This window comes from Bacteroides sp. AF32-8BH (assembly GCF_003435205.1).
In the GTDB taxonomy this organism is placed as follows: Bacteria; Bacteroidota; Bacteroidia; order Bacteroidales; family Bacteroidaceae; genus Bacteroides; species Bacteroides ovatus.
This window is the reverse complement of sequence record NZ_QVLZ01000035.1, coordinates 56,031-75,400: the sequence shown is the minus strand read 5'-3', so window position 1 is coordinate 75,400 and position 19,370 is coordinate 56,031. Positions and strand designations below refer to the sequence as shown.

Below are 19,370 nucleotides of genomic sequence, written 5' to 3'. Positions count from 1 at the left end.
CTCCCAAACAATCACGCTTGCCAACGCACAACCTATAAAAGTAACCTTAGGAGAAGATACGCAAGTATTGGACGAAGTAGTTGTTACTGCATTGGGTATCAAGCGTGCAACTAAGGCGTTAAGTTATAATGTACAAGAGGTAAAAGGTGACGAATTGACAGCTGTAAAAGATGCCAATTTTATGAATTCACTATCAGGAAAGGTTGCCGGTGTTCAGATTAATAGTGGTGCAACCGGTGCTGGTGGTGCCACACGTGTTGTTATGCGTGGTATGAAATCTCTGACTAAAGATAACAATGCATTGTATGTAATTGACGGTGTACCTATTTTTAATACAGGAAAAAGCGGTGGCGAAGGATTATTTGGAGAGATGGGAGGATCAGATGCTGTTGCTGACTTAAATCCGGACGATATTGCTAGTATTAGTATGATGACCGGTCCTTCTGCGGCAGCATTATATGGTTCTGCTGCGGCAAACGGTGTTGTTTTAATTACTACTAAAAAAGGCCAAACAGAGAAAACTACCATAACAGTATCCAACAGTACTACTTTCTCTAAAGCATATATTATGCCGGATATGCAGAACCGTTATGGTACAAGTTCCGGATTATTCAGCTGGGGAGAATTGACAAACCGTCGATATAACCCATCTGACTTCTTTGAAACAGGATCCAATGTTATCAATTCGGTAGCATTATCTACAGGAAATACCAAAAACCAGACCTATCTTTCTGCTTCTACAACTAACTCCGGTGGGATTCTTCCGAATAACTCCTATAACCGTTATAATTTTACGGCACGTAATACCACCCATTTCCTGAATGATAAACTCACTCTGGATATCGGCGCACAATATATCGTTCAGAACAACAAAAACATGGTTTCTCAAGGACAGTATTATAACCCTCTCCCATCACTGTATCTATTCCCTCGTGGAGACAACTTTGACGAAATTCGTCTGTATGAGCGTTATAATACTAACTACGGCTATATGGAACAATATTGGCCTTATGGTGATGCAAGTTTGTCATTACAAAATCCATATTGGATACAAAATCGCATCAACCGTACTTCCAACAAGAAACGTTATATGATGAACGCTTCTTTGAAATGGCAGGCTGCAGATTGGCTCAATGTTGTCGGTCGTGTCAATCTGGACAACTCCGACTACCGGAATAAAAACGAAAAATCTGCTTCTACATTAACAACATTCTGTGGTGTAAGCGGTGGTTTTGAAGATGCCATGCGTCAGGAACGTTCTTTATATGCCGATTTCCTGGCTAATATAGATAAAACATTTGGTGATTTTCATTTAACAGCCAATGTTGGTGCTTCCATATATCATACTTCAATGGATCAGTTATATATTGCAGGTGACCTGGTTATTCCCAACTTCTTCCAGATCAACAATATTAATTTCTCCGCCAACTATAAACCGGACCCTACCGGATATGAAGATGAAATTCAAAGTATTTTTGCCAGTGCTGAATTAAGTTGGAAAAATCAACTGTATCTAACCGTAACCGGACGTAATGACTGGGATTCAAAACTCGCATTCTCCAAACAAAAATCGTTCTTTTATCCGTCAGTCGGTTTATCGGCTTTATTATCAGAAATGGTTAAACTACCAGAGGTGATTTCTTATGCTAAAATACGCGGTTCGTATACAGTGGTAGCCTCTTCTTTCGATCGTTTCCTTACTAATCCGGGTTACGAATACAACAGCCAGACACATAACTGGGCGAATCCGACCGTATATCCGATGGACAATATGAAACCTGAAAAGACTAAATCCTGGGAAATCGGTTTGAACTTGAAATTCTGGGGAAATCGTTTTAATTTAGACGCTACTTACTATCGTTCTAATACACTGAACCAAACATTTAAGGTAGATATCCCTTCTTCTTCCGGATATAAACAAGCGATTGTACAAGCTGGTAACGTGCAAAATCAGGGTATTGAATTAGCTTTAGGATTCAGTGATAAATGGGCAGGATTCGGATGGTCTTCTAATGCAACCTTCACTCTAAACCGTAACAAGGTGAAACGACTGGCAAGCGGCAGCGTGAATCCCGTGACAGGAGAAGCTATCCAAATGGATGAAATGAATGTGGGTTGGTTAGGTAAAGAGAATGTAGCTCCTCGCGTCATCCTAACAGAAGGAGGTTCCATGACTGATATCTATGTATACAACCAGCTGACAAAAGACAATAACGGTAATATAAAAGTCGATCAGAATGGTAATCTGGGTATCACTTCATCAAACACTCCGGTAAAAGTAGGTAATCTGGATGCTGATTTCAACCTCGGATGGACCAATCATTTCACTTATAAAGGAATTGATTTAGGAGTTGTATTATCAGCCCGTGTAGGCGGATTAGCTTATTCGGCTACTCAAGGTATTTTAGATTATTATGGAGTATCCGAAACATCTGCAACAGCTCGTGATAATGGTGGTATACCTATTAATAACGGCAAAGTTAACGCCCAAAAGTATTACCAGACTATTGGTACGGGTGAAGGTGGCTACGGTCGTTATTATCTATATAGTGCAACCAATGTACGTTTGCAGGAATTGAGTCTAAACTATACACTTCCTAAAAGATGGTTTAAAAATGTGGCGAATGTTACTTTGGGTATTGTAGGACGTAATTTATGGATGATTTATTGTAAAGCCCCATTTGACCCGGAATTGTCTGCCTCTACCTCCAGTAACTATTATATGAATGTAGACTACTTTATGCAACCCAGCTTGCGTAACTTCGGTTTTAATGTGAAAGTTCAATTTTAAAAGAAAAAGCTAATGTTATGAGAAAATATTTAAGAAATATCACAGTCGGTGCCGCTCTGTTGTTACTGGCAGGAAGTTGTACCGATAAATTTGAGGAGTATAATACGAATCAATATCAAATTCATGATGCAGACCCTGCGACTTTGATGAAATCTATGATTGAAACAATTGTGAATATTCAGCAGAATGACTCTCAAATGCAAGATCAGATGGTGGGACAGTTAGGTGGCTATCTATGCTGTTCTAACACATGGAGTGGTACAAACTTCAGCACATTCAATCAGAGTGATGCCTGGAATGCTACCCCCTGGAACACTCCGTTTGAAAAAATATATGGAAACTTCTTCCAAATACAAGAAGCGACAAATTCTACGGGACATTATTATGCTTTTGCGTGTATGATACGTGCAATAACAATGCTTCGCGTTGCGGATTGTTATGGACCGATGCCTTACAGCCAAGTAAAGAAGGGTAATTTCTATGTATCTTATGATACCCAGGAACAGGTCTATACCAGTATATTAAGTGATTTAGCCAATGCAGCCGATGTTTTGTACAACTATTATGTAGAAACAAATGGTAATGCCCCATTGGGAGCCAATGATCCGGTTTTTGATGGAAATTATTCAAGTTGGGCTAAGCTAGCCAATTCAATGCGTTTACGTGTTGCAATGCGAATCAGCGGAACATGGCCTGGCATTGCTCAAGAGGCAGCTGAAGCAGCAGTAACACATAAAGCAGGATTGATTGAAAGTAATTCGGATAATGCTATGCTTTCTTGTGGCACGCAGAGTAATCCCTATCAACTGGCAGCTGTAAGTTGGGGTGATCTGCGTGTGAATGCAAATATTGTAGATTATATGAATGCATATGGCGATCCACGTATGCCGAAGTTCTTTAATAAGTCTACCCTTGCCGGGAAAACAGATAAATATGTAGGTATGCGTACTGGAGATGCTGATTTTAAAAAGGCAGATGCAGCAGGATTCTCTATTCCTGCATATACGGCAACTTCTAAATTAATGGTTTTCTGTGCTGCAGAGACAGCGTTTTTACGTGCAGAAGGAAAATTGCGTGGTTGGAATGTCGGTTCTAAAACAGCAAAAGCCTATTACGAAGATGGTATTAATTTATCAATGGAACAATATCAGGTTTCAGCCACTGAATACATGAAGATTGACGAGGCTCCTGTCGTATCACATGAAAGTGATGTTGTGCAAAATGCTACTGCTACAATTACCAATACTGTGAGTGTAATGTGGGATGACAGCGAGGCTGACAACGTAAATGGAAAGAATTTCCAACGTGTCATTACTCAAAAATGGATCGCCAATTATCCATTAGGATTGGAAGCATGGGCTGAATATCGCCGTACAGGTTATCCGGAACTTTATCCTTGTATCGACAATCTATCAGATTGTGGTGTGAGCAGCCAACGCGGTATGCGTCGTCTAAGTTTCCCTTATACAGAGGCACAAAACAATAAAGCCAATTATGATCTGGGAGTAGCAGAACTAGGCGGTGCTGATAACGAAGCTACTGACTTAAAGTGGGCTAAAAAGAACTAATTTATATAATGCATAAAAAGGACTTTTATGAAGAAAATTTATTTATTATACATTGTACTCATATCACTGGCAACGACCTCATTGATCGGTTGCAGTGACTGGACGGAGTCAGAAGCAAAAACTTTTCCCGAATCGATCGTATCGGATGAATATTATGCGGCCTTGCGTGCCTATAAACAGACAGATCACCAAGTTGCATTTGGTTGGTTTGGTGGCTGGAGTGGTGAAGGTGCCTATATGAAAAGTTCTTTAGCCGGTATTCCTGATAGTGTAGATATTGTTTCTATTTGGGGAAATTGGTCGAACATTACAGAAGCTCAAAAAAAAGATCTGGAATTTTGCCAACAAGTTAAAGGTACTCGTTTTACCATGTGTTTTATTATCAGAAGTGTAGGCGATCAAATTACTCCGCAGAATATTCGTGAAAATTGGGAAAATATGGGATTTTCATCCGAAAAAGAAGCTGTGAATGATTTTTGGGGATGGCCTTCCGATGAATCAAATAAGGAAGCAATAGAAGCATCCATTCGCAAATATGCAAGCGCCATTGCCGATACAGTAAACAAATATGGTTACGACGGCTTTGATATCGATTATGAACCTAATTTTGGCAACCCCGGTAATATCGTAGACGAAGACGATAGAATGTTTGCATTTGTTGATGAACTAGGCAAATATTTCGGTCCGAAATCAGGAACTGGCAAATTATTAGTTATCGATGGCGAACCACAGAGCATAACAGGTAGACCTGAAGTCGGGTTATATTTTGACTATTTTATCATTCAGGCTTACAATAATAGTAGTCCTGGCAGTGATTCTAAACTCGATAAACGTCTTATCACAGGCGGCGTAGCAGGTGCAGGACTTGTTCAGACGTATAGCAGTGTCATGTCTGAAGAACAAATCACGAAGATGACCATCATGACCGAGAATTTCGAGGCTACCGATGCTGCTATGGACGGTGGATATGATTACACTGATCGTTATGGTAACAAAATGAAATCTCTCGAAGGAATGGCACGCTGGCAACCAAGTAACGGATTCCGTAAAGGTGGTGCAGGAACCTATCATATGGAAGCAGAGTATGGAACTTCACCAGAATATAAAAATATACGCCGTGCTATTCAAATTATGAACCCGTCATCACATTCATTACTTAAAAATTAATGTAAACTATGAAACGTATGAATTATATAAAAATTTTATGCTTCTCCGCAGTCATAACAGGCTTAGGAAGTATAGTAAGTTGTGGAGATGCAAAATACGATACTTTAGATACACATGCTTATATTGAAGAAGCTCTTTCCAGTACAAGTCAAAAAGTGACCGTACAGGCTACTGGAGAAAGTTTTACTACCCTAAATGTGCATCTAAGTAATCTTTCTTCTACAGACAATCATTATAAATTGGTTACAGATCAATCAGTACTGGACACTTATAACCATATTAATGGAACCGGATATATAATGTTGCCCAAAGATTATTATACGTTGCCGGAAACGATTACTGTAAAAGCAGGACAATATGCAGCCGATGCCCTCTCCATCGCTTTGAAAGCTTTCAGTCAGGAAATGATGAAATCGGGAGAATCATATGCACTGCCTGTAAAACTAGTATCGCAAGATGGAAGTATTTCACCGATGGAAAATACCGGAACCTTTGTTATCTTGGCAGAAAGTATTATCGAATTTTCAGCTCCAATGTTTGTTGGCGCTCCTAGTTTAAAAGCTAATAAATTCACAGAATCTCCCGAAACGTATTCACAATATACGATAGAGGTTCGTTTTCAGGTAGCCAACACAGCTGACCGTGACCGTGCAGTATTTAAGAACGGAGGAGATGATGCAAACTTCATCCTTTTACGTTTTGAGGATCCTCAAAGTGACAATGAAAATTATAAGGCACATTCATTAGTACAGATTGTAGGACGTAACCGGCTTTATTTGAATCCAAGTAATTCTTTCAAGCCAAACGAATGGCAACATTTAGCATTGGTCTGTGATGGTTCCAACTATCGACTTTACATAAACGGAGTTGATTCGGGTGTGTTGAGTATACCAACAGGAGCAACAACTTTCTCTGATGTAAATTGGTTCTGCTTAGGTGATGATTCTTATAGTAGATGGGGAAACTGTAAAATTTTGATGAGTGAAGCACGTATTTGGTCCGTAGTTCGTTCCGCTTCTCAAATTCAGAATAACATGACGCAAGTTAGCCCTAAATCTGTAGGTTTGGAAGCTTATTGGCGATTCAATGAAGGACAAGGTAATGTATTCGAAGATGCAACCGGCAAAGGTCATACATTGACTACTTCTGCTACTCCTACCTGGATTGACGGTATTTTATCTACAGATAAATCTACCGAATGGAAATAGTAATAATTTAATCGTATGTACATATGAAAAATATATTTCAATCACTATCAATAGCAGCCCTACTCGGCTTGTTTGTCCCGTTCATTTCGTCCTGTAGCGATGATGAAGAAGTTTTTAACGAGTGGAATGCTACGTATGTGTCTCTACAGAGAAATGACTATTTATCGGGGAATGTAAAAAAGTTCAATCTGACTCATGATGCGAATGGAATCGGAGGAGATGAAATTAAGATGGCTTTTACTGTAAAAACACAGAAAGCAGTCTCTACAGATATGGTTATCGCATTAAGTGCAAAAAGTGAAACAGAAGGGCTTGATGCAAGCCAGATCGTTTTAAGTTCCTCACAGGTTACTCTCAAAGAAGGACAGATGACTTCTGAAGAAATCACTGCGACGGTTGATCCGACGATATTTGCCAGTATCATGGAAAAAACAAGTTTCTCTTTCAGTGTCTCAATCAGTAATGTAACTACCAATGATAAGAACACTGTTATTAGCAGTAGTTTAAGTACATTGCCTGTCATTATTAATAAAGCTGCCTATTGTAATCTAAAAAGCGGTATTCCTAGTAATAGCCAACTTATCAGTAATCGTGCCGGCTGGATTATTAATGTAGAAGAAGGAGTAGAAGGCGCACCCAATAATTTAATCGATGGCAAGACTGGAACTGACGTTGCTCTAAATAATAAAGGATTCTGGTTTACTGTTGATTTAGGAGAAGCTAAGGTTTTAACAGGTATCAAAACGAATCATTGGGCCAATGCATATGCTCCTAGAGAAGTGGAAATATTACAGTCTGAAAATGGTACGACATGGAAATCATTGAGTTCATTAGCAATCTCCGGTGGTAACAGAATATTACGTTCATTTCTCCTATTACTACGCGATATCTGAAATATCAGATTATTACTATCTCTACAAACGGTCGTACGGATGTTACAGAATTTAATGTTTACGAACCCAAAAGTGAGTAAGTATTTATGAATAGATAACTATAAAAATATAGAATAGAGGCTATCAAACAGGCCTTAAGTTCATAAAATCACCCTCATTACAATGAACTGCACCCCAAAAGTTGAACACAAAACTTAAGGAGTGCAGTTCAGTCATGTAGTGAGGGTGATTTCTCGTGTTAAAGACTATCTAATCAAATCCCATTCCAATCAGTTTGCCACTACATATATGTGAAATGCCCCCAGAAAGTTATGTATCTAACTTTTGGGAGCACTTCACATCTTTATATAACGAACAAACCTTAATCTGTCAAGATCTAATTAGACAGCCTTTTAGAAACACTAACCTATCTCTTATTTCTTCATCACTCGGACAATCCGTCCGTCTTTCTTATAAGAGAAATGATTGGTATGCATTAATACATTCAGTATCTCATCAGCAGTGCTATCAGTAGAGAATTCACCGGTAAACCGTTCTGATTTCAATGCTTCATCCTTATAGATAAATTTGATGTCGTACAACTTCTCCATAATATTGGTTATTTCCAATAAAGACTGTTGCTTAAATTCCAACTTGCCATTAATCCAGAGAAGCACATCTGTAGGTTGGTTATATTCAATTAACTCTGCTTGATAAGTATCCGTATTTACATTCAATGTCTGTCCCGGTTTCAACAAATAACCATTCTCTTCCGTTCGCGGAGAATCTACCCGTACCAGTCCTTGAAGCAAGGTAGTCACTACCCTATTCTCATCTTGGCGTGCACGCACATTAAATTTCGTACCAAGCACACAAGTCTTGATTTGCTTACTATTTACTATAAATGGAGCATGTTTATCATGAGACACTTCAAAATAGGCTTCACCCGACAAATCGATTTGACGATCCGAACTCCATAAAGAATTATGATAAACTATTTTTGAAGATGCATTCAGCCATACCTTACTACCATCCGGCAACACAGTCTGCGCTCTCTGTCCGGCAGCAGTTATCACCTCATAATCCGAAAGCTTATTAGAAAGTAATCCCCAGGCAATTCCACCGGCAAAAACGAGTCCGGTAAGAAAAGCAGCCGCCACAGTAGCATAACGTCCCCAACGGATTGAAATACTTTTCCGCTTAGCCTTTTTCTCCTTTTCTCTGATAGCTGATTTAAATTGATCCAATGACGCCTCTGTATCTACAGTATTCATCACCGCTATACGCTCACCTACAAAGAGAGTGTAATAAAGTTGCTCCAAAGTTTTCCGGTTTTCCGGCCCTTCCTCGCACCAAGCTTCCACCCGAGCAGCTTCTTCATCATTACATTCACCTTGCAGGTAATTCACCAAGATAGTTTCATCCATGCTCTTTTATCTTTTTACAAAAAAACTATAATACCTTTGTAGTAATACAGTTGTGAGCACAAATATACTAAAGAGAAAAAGAAAAAAATATTTTTTCTCGCATTTTTATTTCATTTATCTACTTCTTTCATTATTTTTGTCTTACATAAATTAAAAGAGAATGTCACAATCTCCGATATATTTGGATATTAATAATAATAAGTCCGTTATCACTGCCCTAAAAGCAGGAGAAGAAAAAGTTTTTGACGTCGTCTACAGACATTATTTCCGTAGGCTATGTGCTTTTTGTTCCCAGTATGTAAGTGAGCAGGAAGAAATAGAGGAGATTGTGCAGGAAACAATGATGTGGCTGTGGGAAAACCGTTGTACTCTGATGGAAGATCTGACACTCAAAACTCTTCTTTTTACGATTGTCAAGAACAAAGCCCTCAACCGTCTTTCCCATTTTGAGATTAAACGAAAAGTACATCAGGAAATCGTAGATAAATATGATAGTGAGCTCAATAACCCGGACTTCTATTTGAGTGATGAGCTTTTCCGTCTATATGAAGAAGCATTAAAAAGACTTCCGAAAGAATATCTCGAAGCCTACGAGATGAACCGTAATCAACATCTGACGCATAAAGAAATTGCCGAGAAACTGAATGTATCTCCACAAACGATTAATTACAGAATTGGACAAGCTTTAAAGCTATTACGAGTAGCTTTAAAAGACTATCTACCTTTATTCATACTTATTTTCGGACCTAATTTTTTCGAACAATCATGAAATCAAACTTCGTATTTAGTAGTTCAAGCCTGTTTATCGGACTTTTTCTTTTCTTCTTCACAGAAAATGTATGTTCACAAGAATCTGCTGACAACTGGACTCTTAAACAAGCCCGCCAATGGACACAGAAGCAAGAATGGGCGAACGGGCTGAAGGCAATGCCTCATAAGACAACCGATTATCAGGAGTTTGCCTCACAATATCACAAGAACAAGAAAGTGTGGGACAAGACTTTCCAATGGCTAGCTACCCACGATCTCGTAAATATGCCTGCCGGACGATACGAAGTAGATGGTGAACATTGCTACATCAATGTGCAGGATGCAACAACACAAGATGTCAGTAAACGTAAAATTGAAGCACACCGCCATGGTATTGATCTGCAATATGTAGTGAAAGGCACCGAACGTTTCGGAATTACTTCAGCAGAATATGCAGAGCCTATCACTGAATACAAACCGGATGTTACTTTCTACAAAGCCAAGAAAATAAAATATGTAGATTCCACTCCGGATACATTCTTCATGTTCTTCCCCAAAAACTTTCATCAGGCATTGGTAAAGGCAGGGAAAGAACCGGAGGACATACGGGTCATTGTTGCTAAAATCGAATATATCCCATAAACAGAAACATGAGTGAACTTTTAGTCTATAAAGCCTCCGCAGGTTCGGGTAAGACATTTACCCTGGCAGTGGAATATATCAAACTGTTAATTCTCAATCCCCGCGCCTACCGGCAAATTCTCGCTGTCACCTTTACCAATAAGGCAACTGCAGAAATGAAAGAACGCATTCTTAGTCAGCTTTACGGCATACAGATAGGCGATAAAGATTCCGAAGCCTACCTCAACCGAATTAAAGAAGAGACAGGAAAAACTGAACAGGAGATACGGGAAGCGGCAGGCGTCGCCCTTAGCTATATGCTGCATGATTACAGCCGGTTCAGGGTAGAGACTATCGACTCATTTTTTCAATCTGTCATGCGCAATCTCGCACGGGAACTGGAACTTAGCCCGAATCTGAATATTGAGTTAAATAACACCGAAGTTCTTAGTGACGCTGTAGATAGCATGATTGAGAAACTAGGACCCACTTCTCCCGTTCTCGCATGGTTACTCGATTATATCAACGAACGAATTGCCGACGATAAACGTTGGAACGTGTCGGACGAAGTAAAAAGTTTCGGACGCAATATTTTCGATGAAGGTTATATTGAAAAGGGAGAAGGACTCCGGCAACGGTTACGAAACCCTGATACCATCAAAGAGTATCGCAAGCAACTGAAAGCGCTGGAAACGGAAATTCTGGAGCAAATGAAAGGATTCTATGACCAATTCGAAGGAGAACTAGATGGACACGCACTGACTGCTGATGATCTGAAAAACGGTTCACGCGGAATCGGAAGTTATTTTCGTAAACTTAATAATGGTATTTTAGGCAATGATATCCGTAATGCTACAGTAGAAAAATGTCTGGAAGACGCAAAGAACTGGGCAACCAAGACTTCTCCCCGCTACGCGGACATCATTAATTTAGCCAACTCTAGTCTCATGCAAATTCTGGAAGATGCTGAAAAGTTACGTTCCAAGAATAATTTGTTACTGAATAGTTGCCGATTATCCCTGCAACATCTCAACAAAGTGCAACTCCTCGCCAATATCGATGAAGAAGTACGTCAGTTGAATCACGACAACAATCGTTTTCTATTATCAGATACGAATGCCCTGCTCCATCAACTGGTGAAAGACGGTGACTCCTCTTTTGTATTCGAAAAGATAGGAACGAATATCCATAACGTCATGATAGATGAGTTTCAGGATACCAGCCGGATGCAATGGGGAAATTTCAAATTGCTCTTACTGGAAGGATTGTCTCAAGGAGCAGACAGTTTGATTGTAGGAGACGTTAAACAATCCATTTATCGTTGGCGAAATGGCGATTGGGGAATTCTCAACAGCCTGAATAATCACATCGAACATTTCCCGATCCGCGTCAAGACATTAGCTACCAACCGGAGAAGTGAAACCAATGTTATCCGGTTTAATAACCAAATCTTCACAGCTGCCGCCAACTATCTGAACGGAGTATATAAGCAACAGTTAGGCAAGGATTGTGAGGATCTGCAGAAAGCCTATGCCGACGTTGTGCAGGAATCTCCCCGAAGTACAGAAAAAGGATATGTAAAAGTCTCTTTTCTCGAACCCGACGAAGAACATGATTATACCGAACAGACATTAATCAGTCTGGGAGAAGAAGTGCAACATCTCCTCACCTCCGGAGTACGACTGAATGATATAGCCATCCTGGTACGAAAAAATAAAAGTATTCCCCGAATCGCCGACTACTTCGATAAGGAGCTACACTATAAAGTGGTATCAGACGAAGCCTTCCGCCTTGACGCCTCTCTTGCCATTTGTATGATGCTGGATGCACTGCGATTCCTTTCCGATGAAAATAATAAAATAGCACGTGCCCAACTGGCCGTAGCCTATCAAAACGAGGTTTTACAGAAAGGACTGGATTGGAATACTCTCCTACTCCTCCCTGCCGAGAATTATCTTCCCGCCGCTTTTCTTGAAAAGACAAAGGAACTAAGGCTAATGCCTCTTTATGAGCTTTTAGAAGAACTTTTCAGCATATTCGAGATGAATCTTATCAAAGATCAGGATGCCTATTTATTTGCTTTCTTTGATGCGGTGACCGATTATCTGCAAAGCAACTCTTCCGAGCTAGACGGATTCATCCGGTATTGGGACGAAACATTATGCAGTAAAACAATTCCGAGTGGAGAAGTAGAAGGTATCCGGATTTTCTCCATACACAAATCCAAAGGATTGGAATTCCATACCGTACTCCTTCCTTTCTGCGACTGGAAGCTGGAGAATGAAACCAATAATCAGCTTGTATGGTGTGCCCCGCAAACAGCACCATTCAATACATTGGATATTCTTCCTATTAACTATTCCACCCAAATGGCTGAATCGATTTATGGTAACGACTACCTGCAAGAACGTCTTCAACTTTGGGTAGATAATCTCAATCTACTATACGTTGCTTTTACCCGCGCTGGAAAAAATCTCATTATCTGGAGTAGAAAAAGTCAAAAAGGTACCATGTCCGAACTATTGGCAAACACCCTACCGATAGTAGCCCAAGAAGAAGGGATTGACTGGGAAGAAGACTGTTACGAGCAAGGACAACTATGCCCTTCCGAAAAAGAAAGAATCAAGACATCCACAAACAAGCTAACCCAGAAACCAGAGAAACTCCCTATTCGGATGGAATCCATGCGGCATGATATTGAATTTCGTCAGTCCAACCGCTCTGCTGACTTCATTCAGGGCATTGAAGAAGAAGATTCGGACGACCGCTTTATCAACCGCGGACGTATGTTACATACTTTATTTTCTGTCATCGAAACTGCAGAAGATATCGATCCAGCCATCGAACGGCTTATTTTTGAAGGAGTTATCAGAAATGACGAGAAAGAAAAAGTGGCTCGTGAAGTTGCAAAGAAAGCTTTTTCTTCTCCTGAAATTCAAGATTGGTATTCCGGAAAATGGACACTGTTTAATGAATGTGCTATTATCTATAAAGAAAAAGGAATTTTGCAAACCCGTCGTCCGGATCGTGTAATGATGAAAGACGATCAGGTTGTTGTAGTCGATTTCAAGTTTGGTAAGGAAAATCCTAAATATAACAAACAAGTGAAAGGATATATGCAACTTCTTACCAAGATGGGATATAAGAATATCACCGGCTACTTGTGGTATGTGGATGAAGAAAAAATAGAAAAAGTATGAAAGCTGTTCCTCTCATCGGCATTGCCCGCCATCGACTAACGATTGACGGTGAAGGAGTTACAACATTAGTTGCTTTCCATGGCTGTCCGTTGCGTTGCAAATATTGTCTCAATCCAACTTCTCTACAGCCTGATGGCGTTTGGGAGAGATACGATTGTAACCAACTCTATGAGGAAGTACGCAAAGACGAACTTTACTTTCTGGCGAGCTGCGGAGGAGTCACATTTGGAGGTGGAGAACCATTATTACAAAGCGAATTTATCAGGCAATTCCGCCAACTCTGCGGACCGGAATGGAGAATCACTGTCGAAACCTCTCTCAATGTTCCGCAACAGAATGTAGAAGAACTGATTTCTATTATAGACAATTACATAATCGACATCAAAGATATGAATAATAACATCTATCAGCGATATACCGGAAAGAATAATGAAAACGTCTTAGGTAATTTGCGATATTTAATCGGGAAAGACAAAGCCAAGCAAATCGTTATTCGGACACCACTCATCCCTTCCTATAATACGGAGAAGGATATTGACCAAAGCATAGAACTTTTGAAAGAAATGGGAATCACCCAATTCGACCGATTCACCTATAAAACCCCTAATGATTAATGCCATGGCAAGAGGAAAACAAACCTGTAAAATCTTAAAAGAGATTCGTCGGCAGATAGCCGAAGCGAATGATATTGAATTCATCACCTCTGAATGTCAGTATCAGGGAGACTGTTTGGGCACTTGTCCCAAATGCGAAGCGGAAGTTCGTTATTTGGAGCAGCAACTTGAACGAAAACGCCGTGTAGGTAAGGCCATCGCTCTGTTTGGACTATCAACTGGTATACTTACAATAATACCTCCTACTTCATTGGACGCAGAAACACTGCAATGCCCTAAAATGAATTGGACCATTACTGCTGACAGCCTGATACAAGAAAAAGACATGAAAGGGGAAGCCCCCTTTTATGGTCCGGAAAAGCTACCGGAATTTCCCGGAGGAACAGAAAAATTTATAGAATTTCTGAAAGAAAATCTTCGTTATTCAGAAATAGATAGTATTGCTAATAATACATACACTGATGTAAAATTCACTATAGATTATGACGGACAAGTTATCAACCCTAAGATTACCCGCAAGATACACCCCAAAGTTGAAGCTGAAATATTAAGAGTCATGTCTCTCATTCCTCGTTGGACACCCGGCATGTTGGCAAATGAGACAGTACAAGTGACATACAATCTGATGCTTTCATTCAGTGCGATGTATGGCCCGGAATTGAGAATCACTTATACTCGTATAAACTATCCTGACGTTTACGAGAAAGTACCTGTTATGCCCGATTTTCCTGAAGGCCAGCAAGCTCTCATGGAATTTCTTGCAAAAAAGATTCAATACCCTAATACAGGAACAGAAGGTAATGGTGTACAGGGGCGTACTATTATTCAGTTCATCGTTGATAAAGAAGGAAATATAGTCAAACCAAAAGTTTTACGTGGCGTAGATCCTTATCTGGATAAAGAAGCTTTACGCGTCATTAATCAAATGCCTAAATGGAAACCGGGAGAACTGGAAGATGGTACTAAAGTTGCTGTTTATTTCACCGTACCTGTTATGTTCCGATTACAATAAATACAAGAATCAGAAAATAGTTTAATCAATATGCAATCATTTCTCCAACTAGTCGCTCATGATTTATATACCAAGATAGGAAACGACCTGTCACGTACGGTACTCGTTTTCCCTAATAAACGTGCTAACTTGTTCTTCAATGAATATTTAGCAGGAGAATCCGATAAACCGATCTGGTCACCAGCTGCCATGAGTATCAGCGACCTGTTTCAGAAACTATCCGTACAGAAAAGCGGCGATCCTATTCGATTGGTCTGCGAACTTTATAAAGTGTTCAAAGAGGAAACACGGAGTCAGGAAACATTGGACGATTTCTACTTCTGGGGCGAATTGTTGATTAGTGATTTTGATGATGTAGATAAGAATATGGTCGATGCCGACAAATTATTCAGTAATCTACAAGATTTGAAAAATCTGATGGATGACTATGAATTCCTTGACAAAGAGCAGGAAGAAGCCATACAACAGTTTTTTCAGAATTTCTCCATTGAAAAACGGACCGAACTAAAAGAAAAATTTATTTCCCTTTGGGACAAGCTAGGTACTATCTACCATCGTTACCGTGCGAACCTGGCAGAGTTAGGCATTGCTTACGAAGGCATGCTCTACCGGAACGTGATCGAACAACTCGATACCTACCAACTCAAATACGACAAATACATATTTGTCGGGTTCAATGTTTTGAACAAAGTAGAAAGTGACTTTTTCAGAAAACTGAAAGATGCGGGCAAGGCACTCTTCTATTGGGACTATGATATCTTCTACACCCAACAAATCAAAAAACATGAGGCCGGAGAATTCCTGAAACGTAATCTCGAGGAATTTCCGAACGAACTCCCGGAAAGCTTTTTCAACACCTTTAAAGAACCGAAGAAAATACGTTATATTTCCGCTTCTACCGAGAATGCCCAAGCACGTTTCCTTCCCGGATGGATTAAGGCGATAACAAACGATCATTCACAAATTACCGTAGAAAAGGAAAAAGAAAATGCTGTAGTGCTTTGTAATGAAGCTCTGTTGCTTCCCGTACTTCATTCCATTCCGCAGGAAGTGAAGAATGTCAATATCACCATGGGATTCCCATTGGCTCAAACTCCTGTTTATAGCTTTATCAATGCCGTAATGGAACTGCAAACCAATGGTTACCGCTCCGATACCGACCGATTCACTTACGAGGCAGTATCCGCCATATTGAAGCATCCCTATACCCAACAATTATCATCCCATGCCGGTCCCCTGGAACGTGAACTGACCCAAACAAACCGTTTTTATCCACTTCCGTCAGAACTTAAACAAGATGATTTTCTAACTACCCTCTTCACTCCCCGTAATGGTATAAAAGAACTATGCGATTATCTGATCGAATTAATCAAAAACATTTCAACCATTTATCGGAAAGAAGGAGAATACAATGATATCTTCAATCAACTATATAGAGAATCGCTCTTTCAAAGCCATACCAAAATCAACCGTCTCTACAGTTTGATTGAAAGCGGAGAACTAAATATACGCACCGATACTCTGAAACGACTGATTACCAAAGTACTGACATCTTCTAACATTCCTTTCCACGGAGAACCTGCTATCGGAATGCAAGTCATGGGAGTATTGGAAACACGTAATCTGGACTTCCGGAATCTCATTATATTGTCTCTCAACGAAGGACAACTTCCAAAATCCGGAGGAGATTCCTCTTTTATTCCCTATAATCTCCGGAAAGCATTTGGCATGACCACTATCGAACACAAAAATGCAGTGTATGCCTACTACTTTTATCGACTGATACAACGGGCAGAGAATATCACGCTACTCTACAATACTTCTTCGGACGGTCTCAACCGTGGAGAAGAATCCCGCTTCATGCTGCAATTACTTGTAGAAGGTCCACATGATATCACTCGCGAGTATCTGGAAGCCGGACAATCTCCGCAAAGTACCCAAGAGATACGAGTAGAAAAAACACCTGAAGTACTAAGACGAATCTATCGTGCTTACGATAGCACTCATCCAAATTCACTGGTTCTCTCTCCTTCCGCCCTTAATGCTTATCTGGATTGCCGGTTGAGATTCTACTACCGCTATGTAGCGGGCTTGAAAACACCGGACGAAGTGAGTGCTGAAATTGATTCCGCTCTATTCGGAACCATTTTCCACCTCTCCGCCCAATTAGCATACACCGACCTGACTGCAACCGGAAAAACGATACAGAAAGAAGATCTTGAACGCTTATTACGCAATGACGTGAAGCTACAAAGCTACGTTGACCAAGCCTTCAAAAAAGAATTATTCAAAGTTTCTCCCGAAGAAAAACCGGAATATAACGGCATACAACTTATCAACTCCAAAGTAATTGTTTCCTATCTGAAACAATTGCTGCGTAACGACCTTCAATATACTCCTTTCGAAATGGTCGCTATGGAAAAGAAAGTTTCAGAAGAGATTACTATACAAACAGGACAAGGACCGTTCACTCTCCGTCTGGGTGGCACAATCGACCGTATGGATGCAAAAGAAAGTACCCTGCGGATTGTTGACTACAAAACAGGAGGAAGCCCTAAAATACCTGCTAATATCGAGCAACTGTTCACCCCATCGGAAACACGCCCGAACTATATCTTCCAGACTTTTCTGTATGCTGCTATCATGAGCCGGCAACAATCGTTAATGGTAGCTCCTGCTCTGCTCTACATCCACCGGGCAGCATCGGAAAACTATTCGCCTGTTATTGAAATGGGAGAACCTCGTAAACCGAAAATACCGGTAAACAACTTCGCTTTCTTTGAAGATGAATTCCGTGAACGCCTGCAAACATTATTAGAAGAAATATTCAGCGAAGAAGAGCCTTTTACGCAGACAGAAGATACTAAAAAATGTTCGTATTGCGATTTTAAGGCTATCTGCAAACGATAAACCGAAAATAGAATATACCAATTAAATAAGGGCACGATTTACATATTCATGCAAACCGTGCCCTTATTATTTCTAGTCGTATTATCTATAGTTATCTTATTTCTCCAACAATGGAATTGAGAAACTAAATGTAGACCCGTCTCCCTTCTTTGAAGTAAACCAAAGTTTACCGCCATTTTTGACAACAAAGTCCTGACACAATAACAATCCGAGTCCCGAACCTTCTTCATTGTTTGTACCAAAGGTACTGAAATGAGTATCGGTATGCAGCAACTTCTTCTGATTTTCGTCATCAATACCGCAACCACTGTCTTTCACACTTACGATTGCCATACCGTCTTCTTCTGCCAGTGACACCACTACTTCCGAACCTTCATTGCTAAACTTAATCGCATTACTGATTAAATTACGAATCACCGTCTTAATCATGTCAATATCAGCACGAACAGCCACATTCTCTACAGGCACATCTTGTACTATCTTAATATTTTTCAGACTGGCCACCATCGTAAAGATTTCACTTACGCCCTCTACGACTTCCACCATATTAATATCCTGATAAACCACTTTCAGTTTACCAATCTGGCTCTTCGTCCATTTCAGCAGATTATCAAGCAATGAGAATACATCTTCTGTTGTCTGATTAGCCATTGTCAGCAATTCATACATCTCATCACCAATTGTTTCGCTTGGCAGATTCAGAATCAGCATATTCAGCACCATCTTGATAGATCCCATTGGTGAACGCAAGTCATGTGCAATCACAGAATAGAGTTTGTCGCGTCCCATGATCGTCTTACGCAACTCTTCCGTTTGTGCAACAATGATTCTTTTCGCTGCAACCAACGAAATCTGGTGCGTCACACGAATAATCAATTCTTCTTTATTGAATGGCTTTGAAATAAAGTCATTACCACCCACCTGAAATCCTTTTACGATATCCGCCGTACTATTTAGAGCAGTCAGGAAGATAATGGGAATTTCAGCCATTTCGGGGTCTGCTTTCATTTGTTGAGCTACCTCAAAGCCACTGATATCCGGCATCATTACATCCAGTAATACAAGATCCGGATTTTCCTTCTTCACTTGTTCCAACGCCTGTGTTCCATTACCGGCAGTCACAATTTTGAATTTCTCGTTGGTCAAAAGTACCTTTAATAAAAGGACGTTTGATATTACATCGTCCACAATAAGGACTTTATATTCAGAAGGATTAATTTCCATATTCAT

Annotated in this window: 12 protein-coding genes and 1 pseudogene; 11 read left to right on the top strand and 2 right to left on the bottom strand. The window is 40.1% G+C overall.

All coding sequences use genetic code 11. The features are described from left to right. The 5 genes and pseudogenes from DWZ47_RS21785 to DWZ47_RS21765 form a co-directional block, all read left to right on the top strand. Positions 1-2,791: SusC/RagA family TonB-linked outer membrane protein (locus DWZ47_RS21785; protein ID WP_233525087.1), on the top strand; the 2,791-nt coding region annotated here is incomplete at its 5' end. A 17-nt stretch (positions 2,792-2,808) separates the two neighbouring features. Continuing rightward, complete coding sequence (locus tag DWZ47_RS21780; protein ID WP_117514675.1) at positions 2,809-4,359, top strand: SusD/RagB family nutrient-binding outer membrane lipoprotein; 1,551 nt, start codon at positions 2,809-2,811, stop codon at positions 4,357-4,359. Positions 4,360-4,386: 27 nt separating this feature from the next. Beyond that, positions 4,387-5,526 (top strand): glycoside hydrolase family 18, encoded by a 1,140-nt coding sequence (locus DWZ47_RS21775; RefSeq protein ID WP_004313624.1) that lies wholly within the window; start codon positions 4,387-4,389, stop codon positions 5,524-5,526. An 8-nt stretch (positions 5,527-5,534) separates the two neighbouring features. Next, positions 5,535-6,734, top strand: coding sequence for a DUF1735 and LamG domain-containing protein (locus DWZ47_RS21770; RefSeq protein ID WP_117514673.1), 1,200 nt, complete (start codon positions 5,535-5,537; stop codon positions 6,732-6,734). A 23-nt stretch (positions 6,735-6,757) separates the two neighbouring features. Then, positions 6,758-7,707, top strand: a pseudogene (locus DWZ47_RS21765) (DUF4999 domain-containing protein). Between the two features lie 333 nt (positions 7,708-8,040). On the opposite strand, the gene DWZ47_RS21760 reads toward DWZ47_RS21765, so the two are convergent. Beyond that, positions 8,041-9,033 (bottom strand): FecR family protein, encoded by a 993-nt coding sequence (locus tag DWZ47_RS21760; RefSeq protein ID WP_004306246.1) that lies wholly within the window; start codon positions 9,031-9,033, stop codon positions 8,041-8,043. Positions 9,034-9,193: 160 nt separating this feature from the next. Here DWZ47_RS21760 and DWZ47_RS21755 point away from each other — a divergent pair, with 160 nt between their 5' ends. From DWZ47_RS21755 to DWZ47_RS21730, 6 genes are read left to right on the top strand one after another with little or no spacing between them, the layout of a single operon-like run. Beyond that, positions 9,194-9,802 carry an RNA polymerase sigma-70 factor gene (locus DWZ47_RS21755; protein WP_004313621.1) on the top strand — a complete coding sequence of 203 codons (609 nt, stop codon included), beginning with the start codon at positions 9,194-9,196 and terminating at the stop codon, positions 9,800-9,802. Beyond that, positions 9,799-10,425, top strand: coding sequence for a YhcH/YjgK/YiaL family protein (locus tag DWZ47_RS21750; RefSeq protein ID WP_061448303.1), 627 nt, complete (start codon positions 9,799-9,801; stop codon positions 10,423-10,425). Before DWZ47_RS21755 ends, DWZ47_RS21750 begins: the two co-directional genes overlap by 4 nt. Positions 10,426-10,433: 8 nt before the next feature. Next, a complete protein-coding gene (locus tag DWZ47_RS21745) occupies positions 10,434-13,604 on the top strand; it encodes a UvrD-helicase domain-containing protein (protein WP_117514671.1) in 3,171 nt (1,056 codons plus the stop codon). After that, positions 13,601-14,218: a radical SAM protein gene (locus tag DWZ47_RS21740; RefSeq protein WP_008640556.1), complete on the top strand. Its 618-nt coding sequence runs from the start codon at positions 13,601-13,603 to the stop codon at positions 14,216-14,218. Before DWZ47_RS21745 ends, DWZ47_RS21740 begins: the two co-directional genes overlap by 4 nt. A 4-nt stretch (positions 14,219-14,222) precedes the next feature. Beyond that, positions 14,223-15,230 carry an energy transducer TonB gene (locus DWZ47_RS21735; RefSeq protein ID WP_008640558.1) on the top strand — a complete coding sequence of 336 codons (1,008 nt, stop codon included), beginning with the start codon at positions 14,223-14,225 and terminating at the stop codon, positions 15,228-15,230. A gap of 30 nt (positions 15,231-15,260) precedes the next feature. After that, positions 15,261-18,140, top strand: coding sequence for a PD-(D/E)XK nuclease family protein (locus tag DWZ47_RS21730; protein WP_117514670.1), 2,880 nt, complete (start codon positions 15,261-15,263; stop codon positions 18,138-18,140). Positions 18,141-18,236: 96 nt separating this feature from the next. Here the strand turns inward: DWZ47_RS21730 and DWZ47_RS21725 are convergent, their stop codons facing one another. After that, positions 18,237-19,370, bottom strand: coding sequence for a hybrid sensor histidine kinase/response regulator (locus tag DWZ47_RS21725; protein ID WP_004300451.1), 1,134 nt, complete (start codon positions 19,368-19,370; stop codon positions 18,237-18,239).

What these genes read in the sequence shown, in the direction of transcription:
- DWZ47_RS21780 (WP_117514675.1), top strand. Translation starts at nt 2,809, where the DNA reads ATGAGAAAATATTTAAGAAATATCACAGTCGGTGCCGCTCTGTTGTTA.
- DWZ47_RS21755 (WP_004313621.1), top strand. Translation starts at nt 9,194, where the DNA reads ATGTCACAATCTCCGATATATTTGGATATTAATAATAATAAGTCCGTT.
- DWZ47_RS21760 (WP_004306246.1), bottom strand. Translation starts at nt 9,033, where the DNA reads ATGGATGAAACTATCTTGGTGAATTACCTGCAAGGTGAATGTAATGAT.
- DWZ47_RS21745 (WP_117514671.1), top strand. Translation starts at nt 10,434, where the DNA reads ATGAGTGAACTTTTAGTCTATAAAGCCTCCGCAGGTTCGGGTAAGACA.
- DWZ47_RS21730 (WP_117514670.1), top strand. Translation starts at nt 15,261, where the DNA reads ATGCAATCATTTCTCCAACTAGTCGCTCATGATTTATATACCAAGATA.
- DWZ47_RS21725 (WP_004300451.1), bottom strand. Translation starts at nt 19,370, where the DNA reads ATGAATATGGAAATTAATCCTTCTGAATATAAAGTCCTTATTGTGGAC.
- DWZ47_RS21750 (WP_061448303.1), top strand. Translation starts at nt 9,799, where the DNA reads ATGAAATCAAACTTCGTATTTAGTAGTTCAAGCCTGTTTATCGGACTT.
- DWZ47_RS21770 (WP_117514673.1), top strand. Translation starts at nt 5,535, where the DNA reads ATGAAACGTATGAATTATATAAAAATTTTATGCTTCTCCGCAGTCATA.
- DWZ47_RS21735 (WP_008640558.1), top strand. Translation starts at nt 14,223, where the DNA reads ATGGCAAGAGGAAAACAAACCTGTAAAATCTTAAAAGAGATTCGTCGG.
- DWZ47_RS21740 (WP_008640556.1), top strand. Translation starts at nt 13,601, where the DNA reads ATGAAAGCTGTTCCTCTCATCGGCATTGCCCGCCATCGACTAACGATT.
- DWZ47_RS21775 (WP_004313624.1), top strand. Translation starts at nt 4,387, where the DNA reads ATGAAGAAAATTTATTTATTATACATTGTACTCATATCACTGGCAACG.